This is a genomic window from Desmonostoc muscorum LEGE 12446 (genome assembly GCF_015207005.2).
Taxonomy (GTDB): domain Bacteria; phylum Cyanobacteriota; class Cyanobacteriia; order Cyanobacteriales; family Nostocaceae; genus Nostoc; species Nostoc muscorum.
This window is the reverse complement of the sequence record NZ_JADEXS020000001.1, coordinates 7,119,217-7,138,287: the sequence shown is the minus strand read 5'-3', so window position 1 is coordinate 7,138,287 and position 19,071 is coordinate 7,119,217. Positions and strand designations below refer to the sequence as shown.

At 41.8% G+C, this 19,071-nt stretch carries 5 protein-coding genes; all 5 read right to left on the bottom strand.

The genetic code is table 11. The features are described from left to right. Positions 1 to 139 precede the first annotated feature (139 nt). A complete protein-coding gene (locus IQ276_RS29460) occupies positions 140 to 1,288 on the bottom strand; it encodes a T6SS phospholipase effector Tle1-like catalytic domain-containing protein (RefSeq protein ID WP_193918895.1) in 1,149 nt (382 codons plus the stop codon). A 125-nt stretch (positions 1,289 to 1,413) separates the two neighbouring features. Continuing rightward, positions 1,414 to 1,794 carry a nuclear transport factor 2 family protein gene (locus IQ276_RS29455; RefSeq protein ID WP_193918898.1) on the bottom strand — a complete coding sequence of 127 codons (381 nt, stop codon included), beginning with the start codon at positions 1,792 to 1,794 and terminating at the stop codon, positions 1,414 to 1,416. Between the two features lie 55 nt (positions 1,795 to 1,849). Further along, complete coding sequence (locus IQ276_RS29450; protein ID WP_193918900.1) at positions 1,850 to 5,059, bottom strand: non-ribosomal peptide synthetase; 3,210 nt, start codon at positions 5,057 to 5,059, stop codon at positions 1,850 to 1,852. 127 nt (positions 5,060 to 5,186) lie between these two features. Further along, positions 5,187 to 11,990, bottom strand: a complete 6,804-nt coding sequence (locus IQ276_RS29445; protein WP_235116076.1) for a non-ribosomal peptide synthetase — start codon at positions 11,988 to 11,990, stop codon at positions 5,187 to 5,189. Between the two features lie 174 nt (positions 11,991 to 12,164). Next, on the bottom strand, positions 12,165 to 18,908 hold the full coding sequence (locus IQ276_RS29440; protein ID WP_193914199.1) for a non-ribosomal peptide synthetase: 6,744 nt from the start codon (positions 18,906 to 18,908) through the stop codon (positions 12,165 to 12,167). Between the last annotated feature and the right edge of the window lie 163 nt (positions 18,909 to 19,071).

Sequence of the window (19,071 nt, the reverse complement as noted above, 5' to 3'; positions counted from 1 at the left end):
GATTTCATTGATTGGCAAAAGGCACAATTTTAGAGGTTTTAAAATCGGAATTCGACTTTAAATCATCTTGGATTTTGTCTGAAATCAAACTCGAAAATATGACAATGACAATCAGGCGATCGCTTTGCAAATTATACTATTAAGGTCGGAGCAAATACTTGAGTATAGGATTGAGATTTAGGGGACGATAATCGGGACGAGCGTTTATTCGTTTTTTGACACTATGATGAATAAGTGTTCGAGGTTTTATTGGTCGCCATTCCTCACCACCAAACATATAAATTCCAGTAACACTATTATCGAATTGAATGTTTGGATCTGGCTTAATTTTAAATTCTTCATCAGTCTCGTCTTTATAAAGATCATAAACGTCTAACCCCAACTTTGTAGCTTTGTTGAGCATCCATTCAAAGGGGTAATCTGATAACCCTCGATATTCCTTTGTTCCTCCACCAATACAAGCGTGTTCACCCACGAACAACACTTGTTCTACTATTTGGTCGGGATTTTTTTCATTTTTATCCATAGAAGTCGAGGGAAATACTTTGCGTTTTTCATCAATGGCTACTGCATGAAAGGCATTTTCAACAATGGGACTCAGTGTAGCATCATAAAATTCATATTTTTTATTCCAGAGTTTAGCGATCGGTAGCCAAGGTATTATGTCAGGAATACCTAATGCTCCAACTGTATCCCAGCATCCTAACATTTTGATGGGTACACGATACTTCAGATAGTCTTTTTGAAAATTTATTTTTTCGATTTTTTGGGAATTATCTTCACGGAATTTGTGAGCTTTTGGATCATTTGGTTTAATTTTAGAGTTGCGATAAAAGTCATAAGCTTTAGGAATGTCTAGTATTTTGGAACGTCTTAATAAACCGGACTTATAAATCATGCCAGCTAAACAACGAACAATATAGGCTCCGCGACTAAAACCAATTAGATAAATATCGTCTTGAGCATCTGCGTCATAGTTCATACATAACAATCGATAGGCATCTTGAATGATTTCGTCAATTCCCCATCCAAAAGCACCCCCACCGATACGGTCAATTAAATGATCGTTTTCTGTGCCACATCCTGATAAATAGAAGACCAGTTGCGGCGTTTGATCGGCAGCTGTATATTTAACTGAGCGTGCGAATTTGACGACGTTAGTAGGATAGTAACTTGTAAGTTCATTCCAAGTACCATCGCAGCAAACTATTAATCGTTTTTTATTAATAACATTACGAATTTTAGCCTGTTTTTGAGTTTCAGGATTCAATGATTGTTCGGTAGTCATAATTAGTTGAGCCTGTTCTTGGTTTTTGGGATTTTATGATTATTCCGCATTAATTATTGACCTACAGAGACGCAGAGAGAGACTTTTACAAGTGATTTTAGGATAGCTAAACTATTTAGTATAACTTATATTGCTGGCCTAAAAAAGTAGCTGCGTCGAGTTTTGAACTTGCCATTTTCAAAAGAATACACATCAGCAAAACGTTCATTAATTTCAGAGCCATTTTTATGCATACCAATAAATTGCCCCCAGCAAGCACCATGATTATTGTCAATCACAATATGTTCAAGGTGATGTTGACCAGAGGCAATAATTCTCTCATACTGATAAAACTTGAGTAGTTTATCCAGACCAATAAAAGGCTGATAACCTGGGCGTTCATAGATAATATTTTTGTCAAAGCACTTCACTAATAAATTCCAATCAGAGGAATCAACAGCACAAAATAAAGTAACAATTAATTGCTTTTTGGCGGCAATATTTGGCAAGGTAATAGTTTTCGACATATTTTTACTCCCTGGGATTTTGCACTTAGTACCATTAAATTGCTACATCTAGTTATCAAAAGAGTAATTGTTGTGTCACTTCTTCCTCTGATAAGCCATCAACTTCACCTAAAATCTGTGCTAGGGCATCATTTTCTGTTTGTTCAATTTGTTGAGCGATGACTTTTTGGGCGAGTTCTGCAATGGTGGGATTTTCAAATAAATAACGCAGAGTAAATTCTAGAGAAAAGGTTTCTCTTAATCGAGAAATTACTTGAGTAGCTAGTAAAGAATGTCCACCCAACTCGAAAAAATTATCGTGAATTCCAATTTGTTTTAATTTGAGAACTTCAGCCCAAATAGTCGCTAATTCTTGTTCGGTAGGCGTGCGAGGAGCAATAAAAGCAACCTCTAGATTTCTTTGGGAAGCATCTGGAACAGGCAAAGCACGGCTGTTGATTTTACCATTAGGAGTTAAGGGTAATTCCTGCAGAAATACGAAAGCAGCGGGAATCATATAGTCAGGTAGCTTTGTCTTGAGGAAGTTTCGCAGACTGCTAGGGGTTGGTTGATTATCCTTGACAACGAGATAGGCAACTAAAAGCTTGTTTCCAGGTTCATCTTCCCGCACAATCACTACGACTTGCTTAATGTCAGGGTGTTGATTTAAAAATGCCTCAATTTCTGCTAATTCAATGCGAAAACCACGAATTTTAACTTGGTTATCAATTCGCTCTAAAAATTCCAGATTTCCATCAGGAAGACGGCGGACTAAATCTCCGGTTTTGTAAAGTGTATCTCCCTCGATAAAAGGATTAGAAATAAATTTTTCACGGGTTAATGTTGGTTGATTTAAGTAACCTCTAGCAACACTCGCCCCACCTATATAAAGTTCCCCAGAAACCCCAATGGGAACTCTGTGTAAATCTTTATCTAGCAGGTACACTTTTCTATCGCCAATAGGTTTGCCAATGGGAATTGACTGTACATTTTCAGCAATTTGTTCGGGAATTGGATAACAACAAGTAAATACTGTACATTCTGAAGGCCCATAGCCATGAATAATTTGTGTCCCTGGTAATATCTCTAAGGCGCGATGAATATGGGCGATAGAAACGGATTCTCCCCCTGTTATCAGTTGTTTAACCCCTAACAATCCTTCGGGCATCACATCAATCATGAGATTAAATAAGGCCGTAGTCAGGAATAGGATATTAACCCTTTGTTCTTGGATGATTTTGCCTATGTCCGCAGGTGTGGGAATTTGTCCTGGATAAAGCACACAACGCCCACCATAAAGTAAGGGCGGCCAAAGTTCTAGAGTTAGTGCATCCCAGGAAATCGATGAATGTTGCAGCCAAATTTGTTGTGCATCAAGATGAATATAATCAACTCCAAACATAAAACCAATGAAGCTACGATGGGGAACTTCTGTACCTTTTGGTGTTCCTGTGGAGCCAGAGGTATAAATGATATATGCTAAATTTTCTGGATTAACTTCACTCAGTAAATTATCTTCTTTGTATTGGTCAATTATTTCCCAATCTGAATCCAGATTCACCACAGTTTGAGCAGTGAGTGGGAGTCTATTTTTCAAATTAGTTTGTGTTAGTAAGATGGGTGTTTGTACATCTTCCATCATCAATGCTAATCTTTCGGATGGATACGCCGCATCTAGAGGAACATAAGCCCCACCCGCTTTGAGAATAGCGAGTATTGCGATTACCATTAAAGGCGATCGCTCTACACAAATCCCCACCCGTACCTCTGGTTTTACTCCCAGCGTTTGTAAATAATGCGCTAATTGATTGGCGCGGTTATTCAACTCCCGATAAGTTAAATATTGCTTTTCATACACAATCGCTATTGCATCGGGAGTTTTTTCTACCTGTTCTTCAAATAAACTATGAATACATTTATAGTTAATCGAATCTATCTTTTGATTATTTTCTTGCAGCCGTAATTCTTCCTCTTCAGCAGCACTGAGCAGAGATAATTGGGAAATATATTGTTGCGGATTGCCTACCATTCCTGCTAGCAATGTTTGGAAATGTCCAATCATGCGTTCAATTGTCTGTTGCTCAAAGCGGCTGATATCATAGATAATTCTGCCAGACAATTGTGATTCAGGATTAATCACCACCGAAAGAGGATAATTCGTCCGTTCAAAACAACGAACATGGCTAATTTCTAAAGTTTTTTTGTTTTCCTGCTCAGCGGAATCTATGGGATAATTTTCAAATACTAAAATACTCTCAAATAGTGGCAATCCGGCGGGAATATCACTCAGTGTTTGAATTTCTGCTAAAGAACAATAAGCATATTCTTCCTGTTCAAATCCTTGGGTTTGTAATTGCTTCAACCAGGGTAATAATTCTGTTTTGTCACTAACTTTTATTCGTATGGGGAGAGTGTTGATAAATAGCCCCACCATTGAGTCTACTTTCTCAAGGGTCGGTGGGCGACCAGATACAGTTGCACCAAAGACCACATCATTTTCTCCACTGTAGCGAGAAATGAGTAATCCCCATGCTCCTTGCACCAAATTATTGAAAGTTAAATGATGCTGTCGCGCGAAAGATTGTAGCTTTTCAGTTAGCGTTTGAGAGAATTGAAAATGTTGTTCATTATATATTGCTAGTCCCCTATTTCTTCCTAAATAAGTAGGAGCTTCAAACCCCTGGAGAGTTTGTTGCCAAAATTGATTTGCCTGAGCAATATCTTGTTGTTGTAACCAATAAATATAATCTCGATAAGGACGAGAGGGTAATAGGCGTAACTGTTCACCCCGTTGATGTGCCTCATAGAAAGCTAAAACCTCTTTGAGGACAATTTGCATCGACCAGCCGTCAAAGAGAATATGATGATGACTCCAGATAAATTGGTAGGTTTGTTCTTTTAGTTGAATTAGGGTGAAGCGCATTAAGGGAGCTTCAGCAAGGTCAAATCCTTTTTGGCGATCGCTTTTGAGAAAATCCTCTAAACTTTGTTGTTGTTCATCACCTGTTAAATGCCGCCAGTCCAGCTTTTCCCAAGAAAGATCCACTTGCTTATTCACCATTTGCAAGGGTTTTTCTATCTCTTCCCAATGAAAGGAACTGCGTAAAACTGCATGTCTCGCCACAACAGAATGCCAAGCTTTCTCAAAGGCAGAAAAATTTAATTCTCCTGAGAGGATACAAAGCAACTGCTCAAAATAGATTTCCGATTCTGGTGCATAAAGGGTATGAAATAACATCCCCTGCTGCATGGGCGAAAGTTCATAAAGGTCTTCGATGTTGTTCATGATGATGGGGAGTGGGGAGTGGGGACTGGGGAGTGGGGACTGGGGAATGGGGACTGGGGAATGGGGACTGGGGACTGGGGACTGGGGAGTGGGGACTGGGGAATGGGGACTGGGGAATAACTAATGACTAATGACTTTTGTGTTTGTTGATTTTGGCTAGGAATTTATCTAGCTGTTTTTGGCTGAGTCTGGCTGCTGAGAAGTCGGAAGGTGTATGACCTCCAGCATCAGGGGATTGACAGTGGGTAATTAGGGTTTTTAATGCCTCCATAAATCCAAAAGCCAAGTGTTCAAGGGTGTCTCGTTTGTGGACTTTCTCGCTGTAAGCCCAAGTCATTTCCAGTTTTCCTGCGCGAATGAATCCGCTTACCCCTAGCAGATGGCTGCGCTTCTGAAGTAAACTCTGTTGGGCTTTGAATTCTTGAGCTAAACCCAATACCGCAGATGCTCCAAGTACCCGATCGAATTGACCAAGGTAGTTAAAACTGACTTGTGGCTGAGAGGGAAGAGGATGCGGGGAAAGATTTGATAAGGGATTGTGTGCGTTTCGATGTTCTTGAATTTGTCGCAGATATCGCAATACGCCGTAGCCGATGCCTCGGTTGGGGATGCGGCGCAGTTGTTCTTTGACTGACTTTAAAGCCTCTGCTGGATGGTCAATTTGTTCTAGCTGTAAATGAACGGGGAATAAGGTGGTAAACCAGCCGACGGTACGGGACAAATCCACATCGTCAAACAAGTCTTCTCGTCCATGACCTTCAAGGTCAACTAGCAAGGAATGTTCTCCTGTCCATTGGGCAAAGGTTTGCGCTAAGGCAGTCAACAGCACATCGTTAATTTGAGTGTTGTAGACAGAGGGTATATCCTGCAAGAGGGCGCGGGTCTGTTCTTCAGTTAAAGAAAGTGACACGGAAGCAGTTGAAGCTATGGTGTTATCTTCTTGACTGCCAGGATAGTCTACTGGCAAAGGAGTAACTTGTTTTTCTTGCTCACCCAGCCAGTAATCTAACTCAGATGCCATCGCCTCTGATTGTCCATATTCTAAAAGGCGATCGCTCCAATATTGAAACGAAGTTGTCTTGGCTGGTAGTTTAATTCCTTCGCCCCGACTGATTTGTTGGTAACCACTAGCCAAGTCTTCTAGTAAAATCCGCCAGGAGATGCCATCTACTGCTAAATGATGGATGATGAACAGTAACCTACCTGGTCGATCTTTGCCTAATTGAAACAGTGCTACTCGTGCGATCGGTCCGGTGGATAAGTTTAAACTAGCCTGAAGTTCAGTATCGGCAGCTTTGATGGCTGTTTGCTGTTCTTCTATTGGCAAGTGTGACAAATCCATCGTCCTAAATGACACAATTTCCTCGGCGGCGTTAATTTGCTGCCAGTTTTCCCCTTCTTGTACAAACCGCAGACGCAAAGCATCGTGGTGCAGTAGCAATTGTTGCACAATTTTCTGTAATAACTCTGCTTTCAAATCTGGCGGCACTTCCACCAGTGCTGACTGGTTAAAGTAATGAACTTCGGGTAATTGCTGCTCAAAAAACCATTGTTGAATGGGTGTCAGCGGCACCGCACCAGTTACTAACCCTTGTTCGGCTTTGATGGAGCGAGTGATGCCTGCTACAGCAGCTAACTCAGCAATGGTTTGGTGCTGAAATAACTGTTTGGGGGCAATTTGGATACCTGCCTGATTAGCACGGGAAATTACTTGAATGCTGAGAATCGAGTCTCCGCCTAGTTCAAAGAAGTTATCGTGGATACTGACTTTTTCTAATCTTAAAATTTCTGACCAAATGGCCGCTAATTTCTCTTCTGTCGGGGTGCTTGGAGTTACAAAGTTATCTTCTGGACTGCGGGTAAATTCGGGGACTGGTAGGGCGCGGTAGTCTACTTTGCCATTGGGTGTCATGGGCAGTGTTTCTAGCAGCACAAAAGCCGAAGGCACCATATAATTAGGCAGTTTTCCCTTGAGGAAATCCCGTAGGGGCGCACAGCTGTGCGCCCCTGCCCCTACCTTAGGGACAACATAAGCCACAAGGCGTTTTTGCCCAGGAATATCTTCACGGGCGATCGCAACCGCTTGAAACACCTGGGGATGTTGATTCAACACCGTCTCGATTTCTCCCAACTCGATGCGGAAACCGCGAATCTTCACCTGATCGTCAACTCGACCGAGATATTCTAGGTTGCCATCTGGGCGAAATCGTGCCAAGTCTCCTGTTTTATATAATTTTGGATTTTGGATTTTGGATTTTGGATTATTAACTGTCTGAGTGATGTCCACAGTTTTTGTTTCTTTGCGATCGCCACTTAATCCAAAATCGGCAATCGAAAATCCAAAATTGCTCAAGGGATTCTCGATAAATTTCTCAGTCGTCAATTCAGGGCGTTGCCAATATCCTCTGGCTAAACCTGCTCCGCCAATGTGCAGTTCCCCAGGAACTCCTATGGGTACTGGTTGCAGATATCGATCTAGGATATAAACTTGAGCATTGCTGATGGGTCGCCCGATGGCAACGCCGGAAGTATCTGAGGAATTTAAGCGGTGTAAAGTGGTAATAACTGTTGCTTCTGTTGGCCCGTAACTATTAAATAATTGCGGGGGATTGGGCAAATGAGCCACACTACTGTGCCAACGCTTGACTTTTTCTAGTTGAGCTTCTTCTCCCCCAATAATCACAGTTCTCAGATTTTCAGGAATTCGGGAGTCATCAGGGGTGAGTTCTGCCACCAACTGATGCCAATAAGCTGTAGGTAAATCCAAAACAGTTAACTGCCATTGTTGGCAACACCGCCAAAATTCATCACTTGAGTGCAGCATTTCTTCGGTTCGCAGCACTAATGTTGCACCAGCCGCCAGACAAGGAAAGATTTCTTCAATAGATGTATCAAAACAAATAGAGGCAAATTGCAGAATTCGATCGCTGGCATTGATTCCATATTCATCAATGGCGGCGATCGCAAAATTCAACAATGACCGATGTTCAACCATCACCCCTTTCGGTTTACCCGTAGAACCAGATGTATAAATCATGTAAGCGAGGTTATGAAGTTCAACCTGACTAATGGGTTGTCGCGTACTATGTTGAGCGATCGCTGGCCAGTCTTTATCTAAACAGATTGTTTTTGCGGGATAATCTGGCAATTTGTCTTGGAATCTTTCTTGAGTCAGCAGAATTCTCAGTTGCGTATCTTGTTGAATATCAGTTAATCGCTCTTTTGGATAAGCAGGATCAAGGGGAACATAAGCACCACCAGCTTTCAGAATACCGAGTAAGCCGACAATCATCTCTAAGGAACGTTCAACGCAAATACCGACAAGGGTTTCTGGCTTGACTCCCAAACTTTGTAGATAGTGGGCTAGTTGATTGGCGCGATCGCTCAATTCACGGTAAGTTAATTTTTGACCATCTTGCTTTAGAGCGATCGCATCTGGCTTTAATTCTACCTGAGTTTCAAATAATTTATGAATACACTTTTTGTAAGTATAATCACGCTGAGTTTTATTCCATGACTTTAGCAACTGCTGTTGATTTACGGTCAACAGGGGTAATTCTGAAACTCGCTGCTCTGAGTTGGTAATAATGCTATGGAGTAAATTTTCATACTCTTCTAACATCCGTTGAACGGTGGCAGCATCGAAGAGGTCGCTGTTGTATTCTAAGACGAGGGTGATTCCCTTAGCTTTTGTTTTGGAACCGTTTTGCACCCGTTGTTCAGAACGCGGTATGACCAGGAAATCCAAATCGAACTTTGAGGATTTGTTGCTGATAGGTTCATGCAAACTGATGTCCAAGCCTGGGAGATTCAAGTCTGGCATGGATGAATCATGGAAGCTGAACATCACTTGAAACAGAGGATTGTGGCTGAGGTTGCGTATTGGCTTGAGAACTTCCACCACCTTATCGAAGGGTAGGTCTTCGTTAGCATAAGCTTCCATCGTCACTTGACGCACTCGGTCAAGTAACTCCCGAAATGTGGGATTACCTGACAAATCGGTGCGTAAAACCAAGTTATTGACAATCATGCCAATTAACTTCTCTATTTCATGCATCCGCCGATTGGCAACAGCAGTGCCGATGGTAATGTCGTCTTGCCCAGTGTAGCGATGCAACATGACCAGAAAAACTGCCAGCATCGTCATAAATAAGGTGACACCTTCTTGACGGCTGAGAATTCTTAAGGATTCACACAAGTCGATGGGCAGTTCTACCCTGATTTGATCGCCATTGTAAGTTTGCTCTGGTGGTCGCGGGCGGTCATAGGGTAATTCTAACAGCGGTGAACTGCCGGATAGTTTCTGTTGCCAATAGTTTAATTGAGCTTGGGCTGACTGGCTTTTTACCCACTGTCGCTGCCAATGGGCAAAGTCCACAAATTGCCAAACTGGCTCAGTTAGGGGAGAAGGATTACCCAAACAGAAGGCTTGATAAAGTTCCACCAACTCAGCCAGAAAGACGTTGAATGACCAACCATCATGAACCATGTGATGCTCAATGTGGAGCAACAAATGTTCTTGGTGACTTAACTTCAACAAAACCCACCTAACTAAGGGTAATTGATTAATGTCAAGCGGCTTTTGCACTTCTAGTTCAACTAGCTTTTGAGCCTCAGTTTCACGGTCAGATTCAGCGAATGATTCCAGGTCGATCGCACTAAAGCTAATTGGTTGGTGTGGGTTGATTACCTGAAATAGCTGCCCATTTACCGCCGGATAAGTTGTGCGAAAGATTTCATGCCGTTGCACAATTTCATCGAGGCACTGTTGTAAAATTGCCACATCAAGCCGACCCTGAAATCGCATAGTTGCTTGGAATTGATAGGCGCTATTTTCAGGTGCCAATTGCTGGATAAAGTAGACTCGCTCTTGGGCAAAGGAGACTGGTAAGAGTCCTTCACGGGCAATTCGTTGGATGGCAGGACGCTGCGATCGCTCTTGTTGAAAACTGCACTTTTCGATTACCCCAGCTAGTCCCGCTACCGTAGGGTTTTCAAAGATGTGGTGAAACGACAACTCCACGCTGGAAACTTCGCGCACGCGAGAAAGGATTTGAGTGGCGATGAGGGAATGACCACCCAACTGGAAAAAATTATCATTAACTCCAATTTGCTCAAGTCCCAGTAACTCAGCCCAAATGAGAGCTAGTTTTTCTTCAATTGGGTTACGAGGAGCGACAAAGGTTTCTGCTAAATCGGGGCGTGTGCGATCGGGGGCGGGAAGATGCTGGCGATCGACTTTCCCGTTGGGCGTCAGGGGCAAGGAGTCTAAAAAAATAAATATTGCTGGCACCATATAGTGGGGCAGCTTTTCTTGGAGGAAGCATTTGAGGGTAGTGGCGTAGGCGCAGCCCGCCGCAGGCATCGTCTCAAGCTTTTGATTCAAGACAATATAGGCAACAAGCCGCTTATCACCGGGGATGTCTTCACGAGCGATGACCACTACCTGCTGTACATCCGGGTGTAGACTCAAAAGCGCCTCAATTTCTCCTAATTCAATGCGAAAACCGCGAATCTTCACCTGATTATCGACTCGCCCCAGAAACTCAATGTTGCCATCTGGTAGATAACGGGCTAAATCCCCAGTTTTGTAAAGGCGGGGATTGGGGACTGGGGATTGGGGACTGGGGACTGGGGATTGGGAATTAGGAAGAATTTCTGTTCCTCTGCTCCCCTGCTCCTCTGCCCCCCTGCCTCTTTTAAAGGGATTGGGAATGAATTTTTCCTCAGTTAACTCTGGACGGTTTAAGTAGCCTCGTGCCAAGCCATCGCCGCCGATATATAATTCTCCGGGAGTACCAACGGGAACTGGTTGCAGTCGGGAGTCCAGTATGTAGATTTGTGTATTGGAAATTGGACGACCAATGGACAAATTTATTGCCCCTTCTGCAACGTCCTCAACTAAATACCAACAAGAGAATGTTGTATTCTCAGTCGGGCCATAAACATGCAACAATCGTTGTGGCGATCCGTTCGTTAAAACCGCTTTCACGGACTTAGGATCTACAGCCTCGCCTCCAAATAGCAAGTATCGCAAATCTTTAAATGCCTGGGGAACAATGCTCGCTAACTGATTAAATAAGGCTGTGGTCAAGAATAATATACTAATTCCTTGTTCGCGGATGCAGGCTGCGAAATGCTGGGGTGAAAGCACAACATTCTGAGGAATGACTACCAACTTAGCCCCGTGGATGAGAGAACCCCAGATTTCAAATGTAGCTGCGTCAAAGGAAGCATTTGAGGCTTGAGCAACGCAATCCTCAGCTGTCAACTGCACGTAGTTAGTATTGCATACTAGCCGATTCACAGCCCGATGGGGTACAGCTACTCCCTTTGGTGTTCCCGTAGAACCAGAGGTATAGATGACATAAACCAGGTTTTCAGACGTGACGTTGCTAGTGAGATTCTCTTGGCTGTGTTGGTTAATCAATTCCCAATCAGTATCCAGACAAACTAGCTTTGCCTCACTTGCATTAAACCCTGCAACCAACTTTTGCTGAGTTAATAACACCTGCACTTGAGAATCTGCCAGCATAAAGCTCAGACGTTCTTCGGGATATGTTGGATCTAGCGGTACATAAGCTCCACCTGCTTTGAGAATACCCAGCATTCCCACTACCATTTCCAAAGAGCGCTCTACGCAAATCCCGACTAAAACTTCTGCCCCTACACCCAAAGATTGCAGATAATGTGCAAGTTGATTGGCTTGATGGTTCAATTGTTGATAAGTAAGTTTCTGCTCATTGAAGACAACAGCAATATTGTCTGGAGTTTTTTTCACCTGTGCTTCAAATAACTGATGTATGCACAAATCTTTAGGATAATCTACCGTTGTATCATTCCATTCCAACAATATTTTATGTCGTTCTTGCTCAGTTAAAGCAGAAAAATTATCAACAGAATCAGTAGAGCCAATCACGATTTTATGCATAAATTAAATTTAAATTTTTTACTCAGGTAATCAAGTACTAAAGTTATCCTATTTTGGTTGTGAATATTTATTTCACGCGGAGGCGCAGAGAGGAGAGTTTTGAGAAATATTGAGTTTTTCTTATTTTCTGCGACCTTTGCGCCTCTGTGGTTCGTAATTTTATAGCCTTATAATTCACGATTTGGTTTTATTTTTGTTAATTTTAGCGATGAATTTATCCAGTTGTTGTTGATTAATTTTGGCAGCAGAAAAGTCAGAAGGAGTATAGTCTTGGGACTCTTTTGATTGACAGTGAGTAATCAGAGTTCTTAATGCCTCCATGAATCCAAAAGCCAATCTTTCGATGGTATCTATTTTGTGAATTTTGTCACTGTAAGCAAAGTCTATTTCTAGCTTTCCTGAGTGAATTAATCCACTGATTGCCAATAAATGATTACGATTTCCGCGCTTACTATGCTCTGATTTCCACTCTTTTACAGTTCCCAACATTCCAGATGCAGACAAAACTTGGTCAAATTGACCTAAATAATTAAAACTGACTTCTGCTGGCGCTAAACTCTGGAATTTATTTTTAACTGCTGGATTTGGATGTAAATATCGCAAGATCCCATAACCGATACCGTGTTTAGGAAGGCGGCGCAGTTGTTCTTTAACTAATTTTAAAGTTGCTGGTAAATCGTGAACAGAACTCACTTTTAATTCCACAGGGAATAAAGTAGTAAACCAGCCTACAGTACGCGACAAATCTACATCTTCAAATAAGTCTTCTCTTCCATGTCCCTCTAAATCAACAATTAAGGATTTTTGCCCTGTCCATTGACTGAAACTTTGTACTAAAGCAGTCAGCAAAATATCGTTAATTTGTGTGTTGTAAGCAGAGGGGACATCTTGCAACAAAGCGCGGGTTTCATCCTCATTTAAAAACAGGGTAAAAGAATGAGTTGAGGTTAAGGTATTATCTTTTATACCTGATGGATAATCTATCGGCAAAGGAGCAATATCGCCCTGAAACGGAGATAGCCAATAATCAATTTCTTTGGCAATAATTTCTGATTTACTGTATTCTTGTAACCGATTTGCCCATTCTTGAAAAGAAGTAGTTTTAGCAGGCAATTTGATTGCTTCAGCACGATTTAGCTGCTGATAAGCTGTTGCCAAGTCTTCGAGTAAAATTCGCCATGAGATACCATCTACGGCTAGGTGATGGATAACAAATAGTAGTTGATTTGGTTGATTTATCCCCAGGTTGAACAAGGCGACTTGGACAATTTCTCCTGATGATAAATTCAGGCTGGCTTGAAGTTGGGCATCTTTTGTCTGCATCGCAGTTTGTTGTGCTTGGGGAGAAAGTTCCGATAAATCAACAATGGTGAAAGGTACTGTTTCTTGGGGCGGATGATGAATTTGTTGCGGAGGAATGCTTTCTCGGATGAACTGCGATTCTCCCAAGGGGAGACGTGCAAAGCACGATCGCAACGCATCATGATGCCATAATAATTCTTGCACGGCTTGTTTTAATAACTCCGGTTTTGTCCCCGATGGAATCACAAGCATTGCTGACTGATTAAAGTAGTCAGCATCAGGTAAATTTTGCTGGAAAAACCAATGCTGGATAGGCGTTAGCGGTACTGAACCTGTGACTAATCCTTGATTGGCTTTGATTTGACTGGTTGTACCAACAACGGTGGCTAACTCTGCAATTGTTTGATGTTGAAAAAGTTGTTTGGGAGTCAGATGTAATCCGACTTGATTGGCTCTAGAAATCATCTGAATGCTGATAATTGAATCGCCACCCAACTCAAAGAAATTGTCGTGAATGCTGACATTTGAGCGTCTCAAAACTTCAGCCCAAATTGCAGCTAATTTTTCTTCTGCAAAAGTCCGAGGAAGAACAAACTCAACCTCTGAATTTCTCTGGGAAGTATCTGGGGCAGGTAAAGCACGATAGTCTACTTTCCCATTGGGAGTCATCGGTAGACGATCCAATAAGATAAAGGCAGAAGGAACCATGTAGGGTGGTAACTTCTGTTTGAGGAATTGGCGGATATCATCAATTTGGATTTGATTTCCAACCACGTAGGCGACGAGACGTTGATTGCCAGGAATGTCTTCACGGGCAATAACAACAGCTTGAGCTACCTGGGGATGTTGATTTAAAACTGTTTCAATTTCGCCAAGTTCAATGCGAAAACCGCGAATCTTCACTTGAGAATCAATTCGCCCCAAGTATTCCAAATTGCCATCAGGTAGATAACGGACTAAATCGCCAGTCTTATATAATTTTGGATTTTGGATTTTGGATTTTGGATTATTGGATTGATTTTCTAATTCAAGAGGTTGGGAAGATTCTAAATTTTCACCAGTATTTCCTAATCCAAAATCTAAAATCGGCAATCCAAAATCGGTAAAGGGATTGAGGATAAATTTTTCTAATGTTAATTCTGGACGGTTCAAGTAACCCCGTGCCACACCCACACCACCAATATGCAGTTCCCCTGGTACTCCGATGGGAACAGGTTGCAAGTATTTATCTAACACATATACCTGAACATTATTGATAGGTTTACCAATGGGGACTTCTGAATGATTGAGGGCATTTTCTGACAAATCAGATAATGTAGCAACAACAGTGGCTTCAGTCGGGCCATAACTATTAATCAACTGTGGATAATTGCCCACCAATTGATGCCAGATTGCAACTTTTTCCGGTAGCACTCGTTCTCCACCAATAATTACCAGTCTTAATGATTCAGGTAATAATAAATTGCCACTGGCTAATTCACTGACTAACAAATGCCAATAAGCTGTAGGTAAATCCCATACTGTTAATTCCCAATCTTTTGACTGCTGCACAAATGCTGACACAGACTGCAACATTTCTTCGGTTCGCAGCACTAATGTGCCACCACAAGTTAAACACGGATAGATTTCTTCGGCGGCGGCATCAAAACTAATTGAGGCAAATTGGAGAATGCAATCGCCAACTGTCATTTTATATTGAGCCAATGCTGCTTGGCTAAAATTCACCAATGAATGATGTTCAATCAGCACCCCTTTGGGCTTGCCTGTGGAGCCTGATGTATAGATAACATAGGCTAAGTTACTGTCTGCTACTTCAGAGTCAGGATTTTCTCTACTCTGGTTGGCAATCAATTCTCTTTGAGTATCTAAACAAACTATTTCCAAAGAATGTTCAGCTGATACAGTTGCCCATTGCTGCATCGTTACCAGAATCGGCACTTGAGCATCATTTACTATTTCGCTCAATCGTTCGGCTGGATAGGCGGAATCTAGGGGAACATAAGCACCCCCCGCTTTGAGAATTCCTAATAGTCCCACTATCATTTCTAAGGAGCGCTCAATGCAAATTCCTACTAATGTATCAGCTTTTACTCCCAAGGTTTTTAGGTAATGAGCGAGTTGGTTAGCTTGTTCATTTAATTGCCGATAGGTGAGTTTTTGCCCCCCAAATATGACTGCTACTGCATCAGGAGTTTTGTCTACCTGTGCTTCAACTAACTGATGAATACATTTCCCTTGGGGATAAGTTGTTTTTGTTGCGTTCCACTCAACTAATAATTGCTGCTGTTGTTCTGGTGTTAACAGCGGGTATTGGGAAATTCGTAAATCGGGGTTAGCTACAATTCCTTCTACCAATGTTTGATATTGTCCCATCATGCGATCGATGGTGGCGGCATCAAATAAATCGCTGTTATATTCCCAAACAAGGGTTATGCCCTCTGTTTCGATTCCCTGGGCTTCATGTTGGGAATTACGCCCTACTCGTTGTTCAGAACGGGGAATAACGACAATATCAAGATCGAATTTGGCTGATTTATTGTTGAGTGCCTCATGCTGTTTAATACTCAACCCTGGTAAACGCAATTCGGGTAACAGCGCATCATGGAAGCTAAACATCACCTGAAACAGCGGATTATAGCTGAGATTCCTCTCTGGTTTGAGTGCCTCTACCACCTTATCAAAGGGTAAGTCTTCGTTAGCATAACCTTCCAGGGTGACTTGACGCACTTGAGCCAGAAGTTCTCGAAAGGTGGGGTTTCCGGAAACATTTGTGCGGAGAACAATGTTATTGACAATCATGCCAATTAACCCTTCTGTCTCTCGCCAACGACGGTTAGCGACTCCAGAACCCACGCAAAGATCTTCTTGTCCGGTGTAGCGGTAGAGCATGGTTACGAAAACTGTAAACATACTCATAAATAAGGTTACGCCTTCTTGACGACCCATATTTCTTAGGGCTTCGCAGACATGAAGAGGAAGTTCCATTCTCCGCATTCCGCCTTGGTAAGTTTGTTCTACTGGGCGCGGGCTAACGCCAGGTAATTCCAGTAAAGGCGGACTACCAGATAATTTTTGTTTCCAATAATCTAGCTGGGCTTGTGCTTCCTCTGTTAACACCCACTGTCTTTGCCAATGGGCAAAATCTGCAAACTGAAGTGATGGTTCAGCTAGGGGAGAGGGTTTACCTTCAGAAAAGGCTTGATATAGTGCTAATAATTCTCGCAAAAATAAATTAAATGACCAACCGTCATGAACCATGTGATGTTCAACATGAACTAATACATGTTCGTGGTCACTTAATTTTAATAACGTCCACCGAATTAAGGGTAACTCACTAATATTAAAAGGTTTGTGAATTTCCACCTCTGTTAATCTTTCGACTTCGGCTTCCTGTTCAGATTTGGCAAAATTTTGCAGGTCAATTACTTCTAATTTTACTGGTTGAGGAGGATGAATTAATTGTACTAACTTTCCTTCTACGGCTGGAAAGGTAGTGCGAAAAATCTCATGACGATGCAAAATTTCGCCCAGACTTTCTTCCAGTATAGATATATTCAAATATCCTTGAAAGCGCAAACTCTCTTGGAATTGGTAAGCGCTCATGGAGGGTGCTAATTGCTCAATGAAATATACCCGCTCTTGGGCAAAGGAAACGGGTAAGTAACCCCCTCGTGGAATCGGCTGAATTTTAGCTATGGGGAATGTCTGTTTGATTTGCTGTTGGTGGAAAATGACTTTAATTAAGTCATCAATAGTTGGATTTTCAAACAGTTGTTTAAAGGATAGTTCAACTTGAAAAACATCTCGTATGCGAGACAAAATTTGTGTGGCGATTAGAGAATGACCACCCAACTGGAAAAAATTATCATCAATACCAATCTGTTCTAATCCAAAAATTTGACGCCAGATTTCTGCTAGGGCTTCTTCTTGTGAATTCCGGGGAGCGACAAAAGTTTTTTGCAGATTAGGAACAGGAAGTGCTTGGCGATCGATTTTGTCATTGGGGGTGAGGGGTAAAGCATCTAAGAAAACAAAGATGCTTGGCACCATGTAACTCGGTAGCTTTTTTTTCAGGAAGCTTTCAAAAGTTGTGGGGGCAATCGCCGTTTTTTGATGGGGGACAATATAAGCTACTAAACGTTTGTTTCCAGGGGAATCTTCACGAATAATGACTACGCTTTGAGATACTTCGCAATGTTGATTGAGAACAGACTCAATTTCTCCTAATTCAATTCGGAAGCCATTAAATTTTACCTGCTCGTCAATGCGTCCTACAAATTCTAAGTTACCGTCTGGTAAATATCTTCCTAAATCACCAGTTTTATATAATTTTGAATTTTGAATTTTGGATTTTGGATTATTAAATTTGTTTTCTAAATCAATTTCAGGTAGTTCTAAATTTTCGCTAGTGTTTCCTAATCCAAAATCGCCAAAGGGATTTTGAATAAATTTTTCTGCTGTTAATTCTGGGCGATTGAGATAGCCGCGTGCAAGTCCAGCACCTCCGATGTGTATTTCTCCTGTTACTTGGGTTGGAACTTGTTGCAGGTTTTGATCCAACACATAAACTTGAATATTTTCCCCCATTGGTTTACCAATAGGTACTTCTGTATTTTCTAGTTTGGTGTAATTTGATAAGCAGCAACTTATAGCTGCAATGGTGGCTTCGGTGGGGCCGTAGGCATTGATCAATTCAGGGAAATTTCCTACACATTTGAGCCACATTTTCACTTTTTCTGGTAGTACCCTTTCTCCGCCAATAATTACCAAGCGCAATGATTGGGGCAATGTTATTTTACCAGTGGCTAATTCATTGACTATTAAATGCCAGTAAGCTGTGGGTAAATCCCATATAGTTATTTGCCAATTTTGAGATTGTTGTACAAATGATGCTACAGAACTCATCATTTCTTCAGTTCGTAACACTAGAGTTGCACCACAACTTAAGCAGGAATATATTTCTTCTGCGGCTACATCAAAACTCATGGAGGCGAACTGAAGAATCCGGTCGCACTCAGAGATTTTGTATTGGGCGATGCCTACGGCCGGCAAAGCCAACGCCATCTGAATAAAATTCACCAATGAATGATGTTCAACCATCACTCCTTTGGGTTTTCCAGTTGAACCTGATGTGTAGATGACGTAAGCTAGATTATTCGGTTTGACTGTGTTAATGAGATTGTGTTGGCTTTGCCCGCCGTAGGCATTGCTGTCGTTAAATATCTCGTCCTGGTGACTATCTAAACAAATTACCTGCCCTGAATAATCAGATATTAAACTAGACCATTTTTCTTGCGTTACCAAAATAGAGATTTGAGCATCTTCTACCATGAACTGCAATCGTTCAGTAGGATAGGCGGGATCTAGCGGTACGTATGCTCCCCCGGCTTTGAGAATTCCCAACAAACCCACAATCATTTCTAAGGAGCGATCGACGCAAATTCCTACCAGGGTCTCTGCCCTTACCCCTAATTTTTGCAAATGATGAGCGAGTTGATTAGCTTTAATATTTAATTCTTGGTATGTCAGTTGTTCGTGGCCATATTCCACAGCTATTGCTTGTGGAGTTCGCGCAACCTGGCTTTCAAATAACTGATGAATACATTGTTCAAACATGATCTAAATTTCTTGAAAAAGTTCTCTAGAATCTGGAAACCCTGATTCCCTATTTCCTAACTTATGTACCTACTCCATCACAGAAGCAAATAAGTTCAAAAATCAAAGTGCATTATTATATTAAAGGCACTTGATTAGGTGATTTTAAATAATGGTTTTTGAG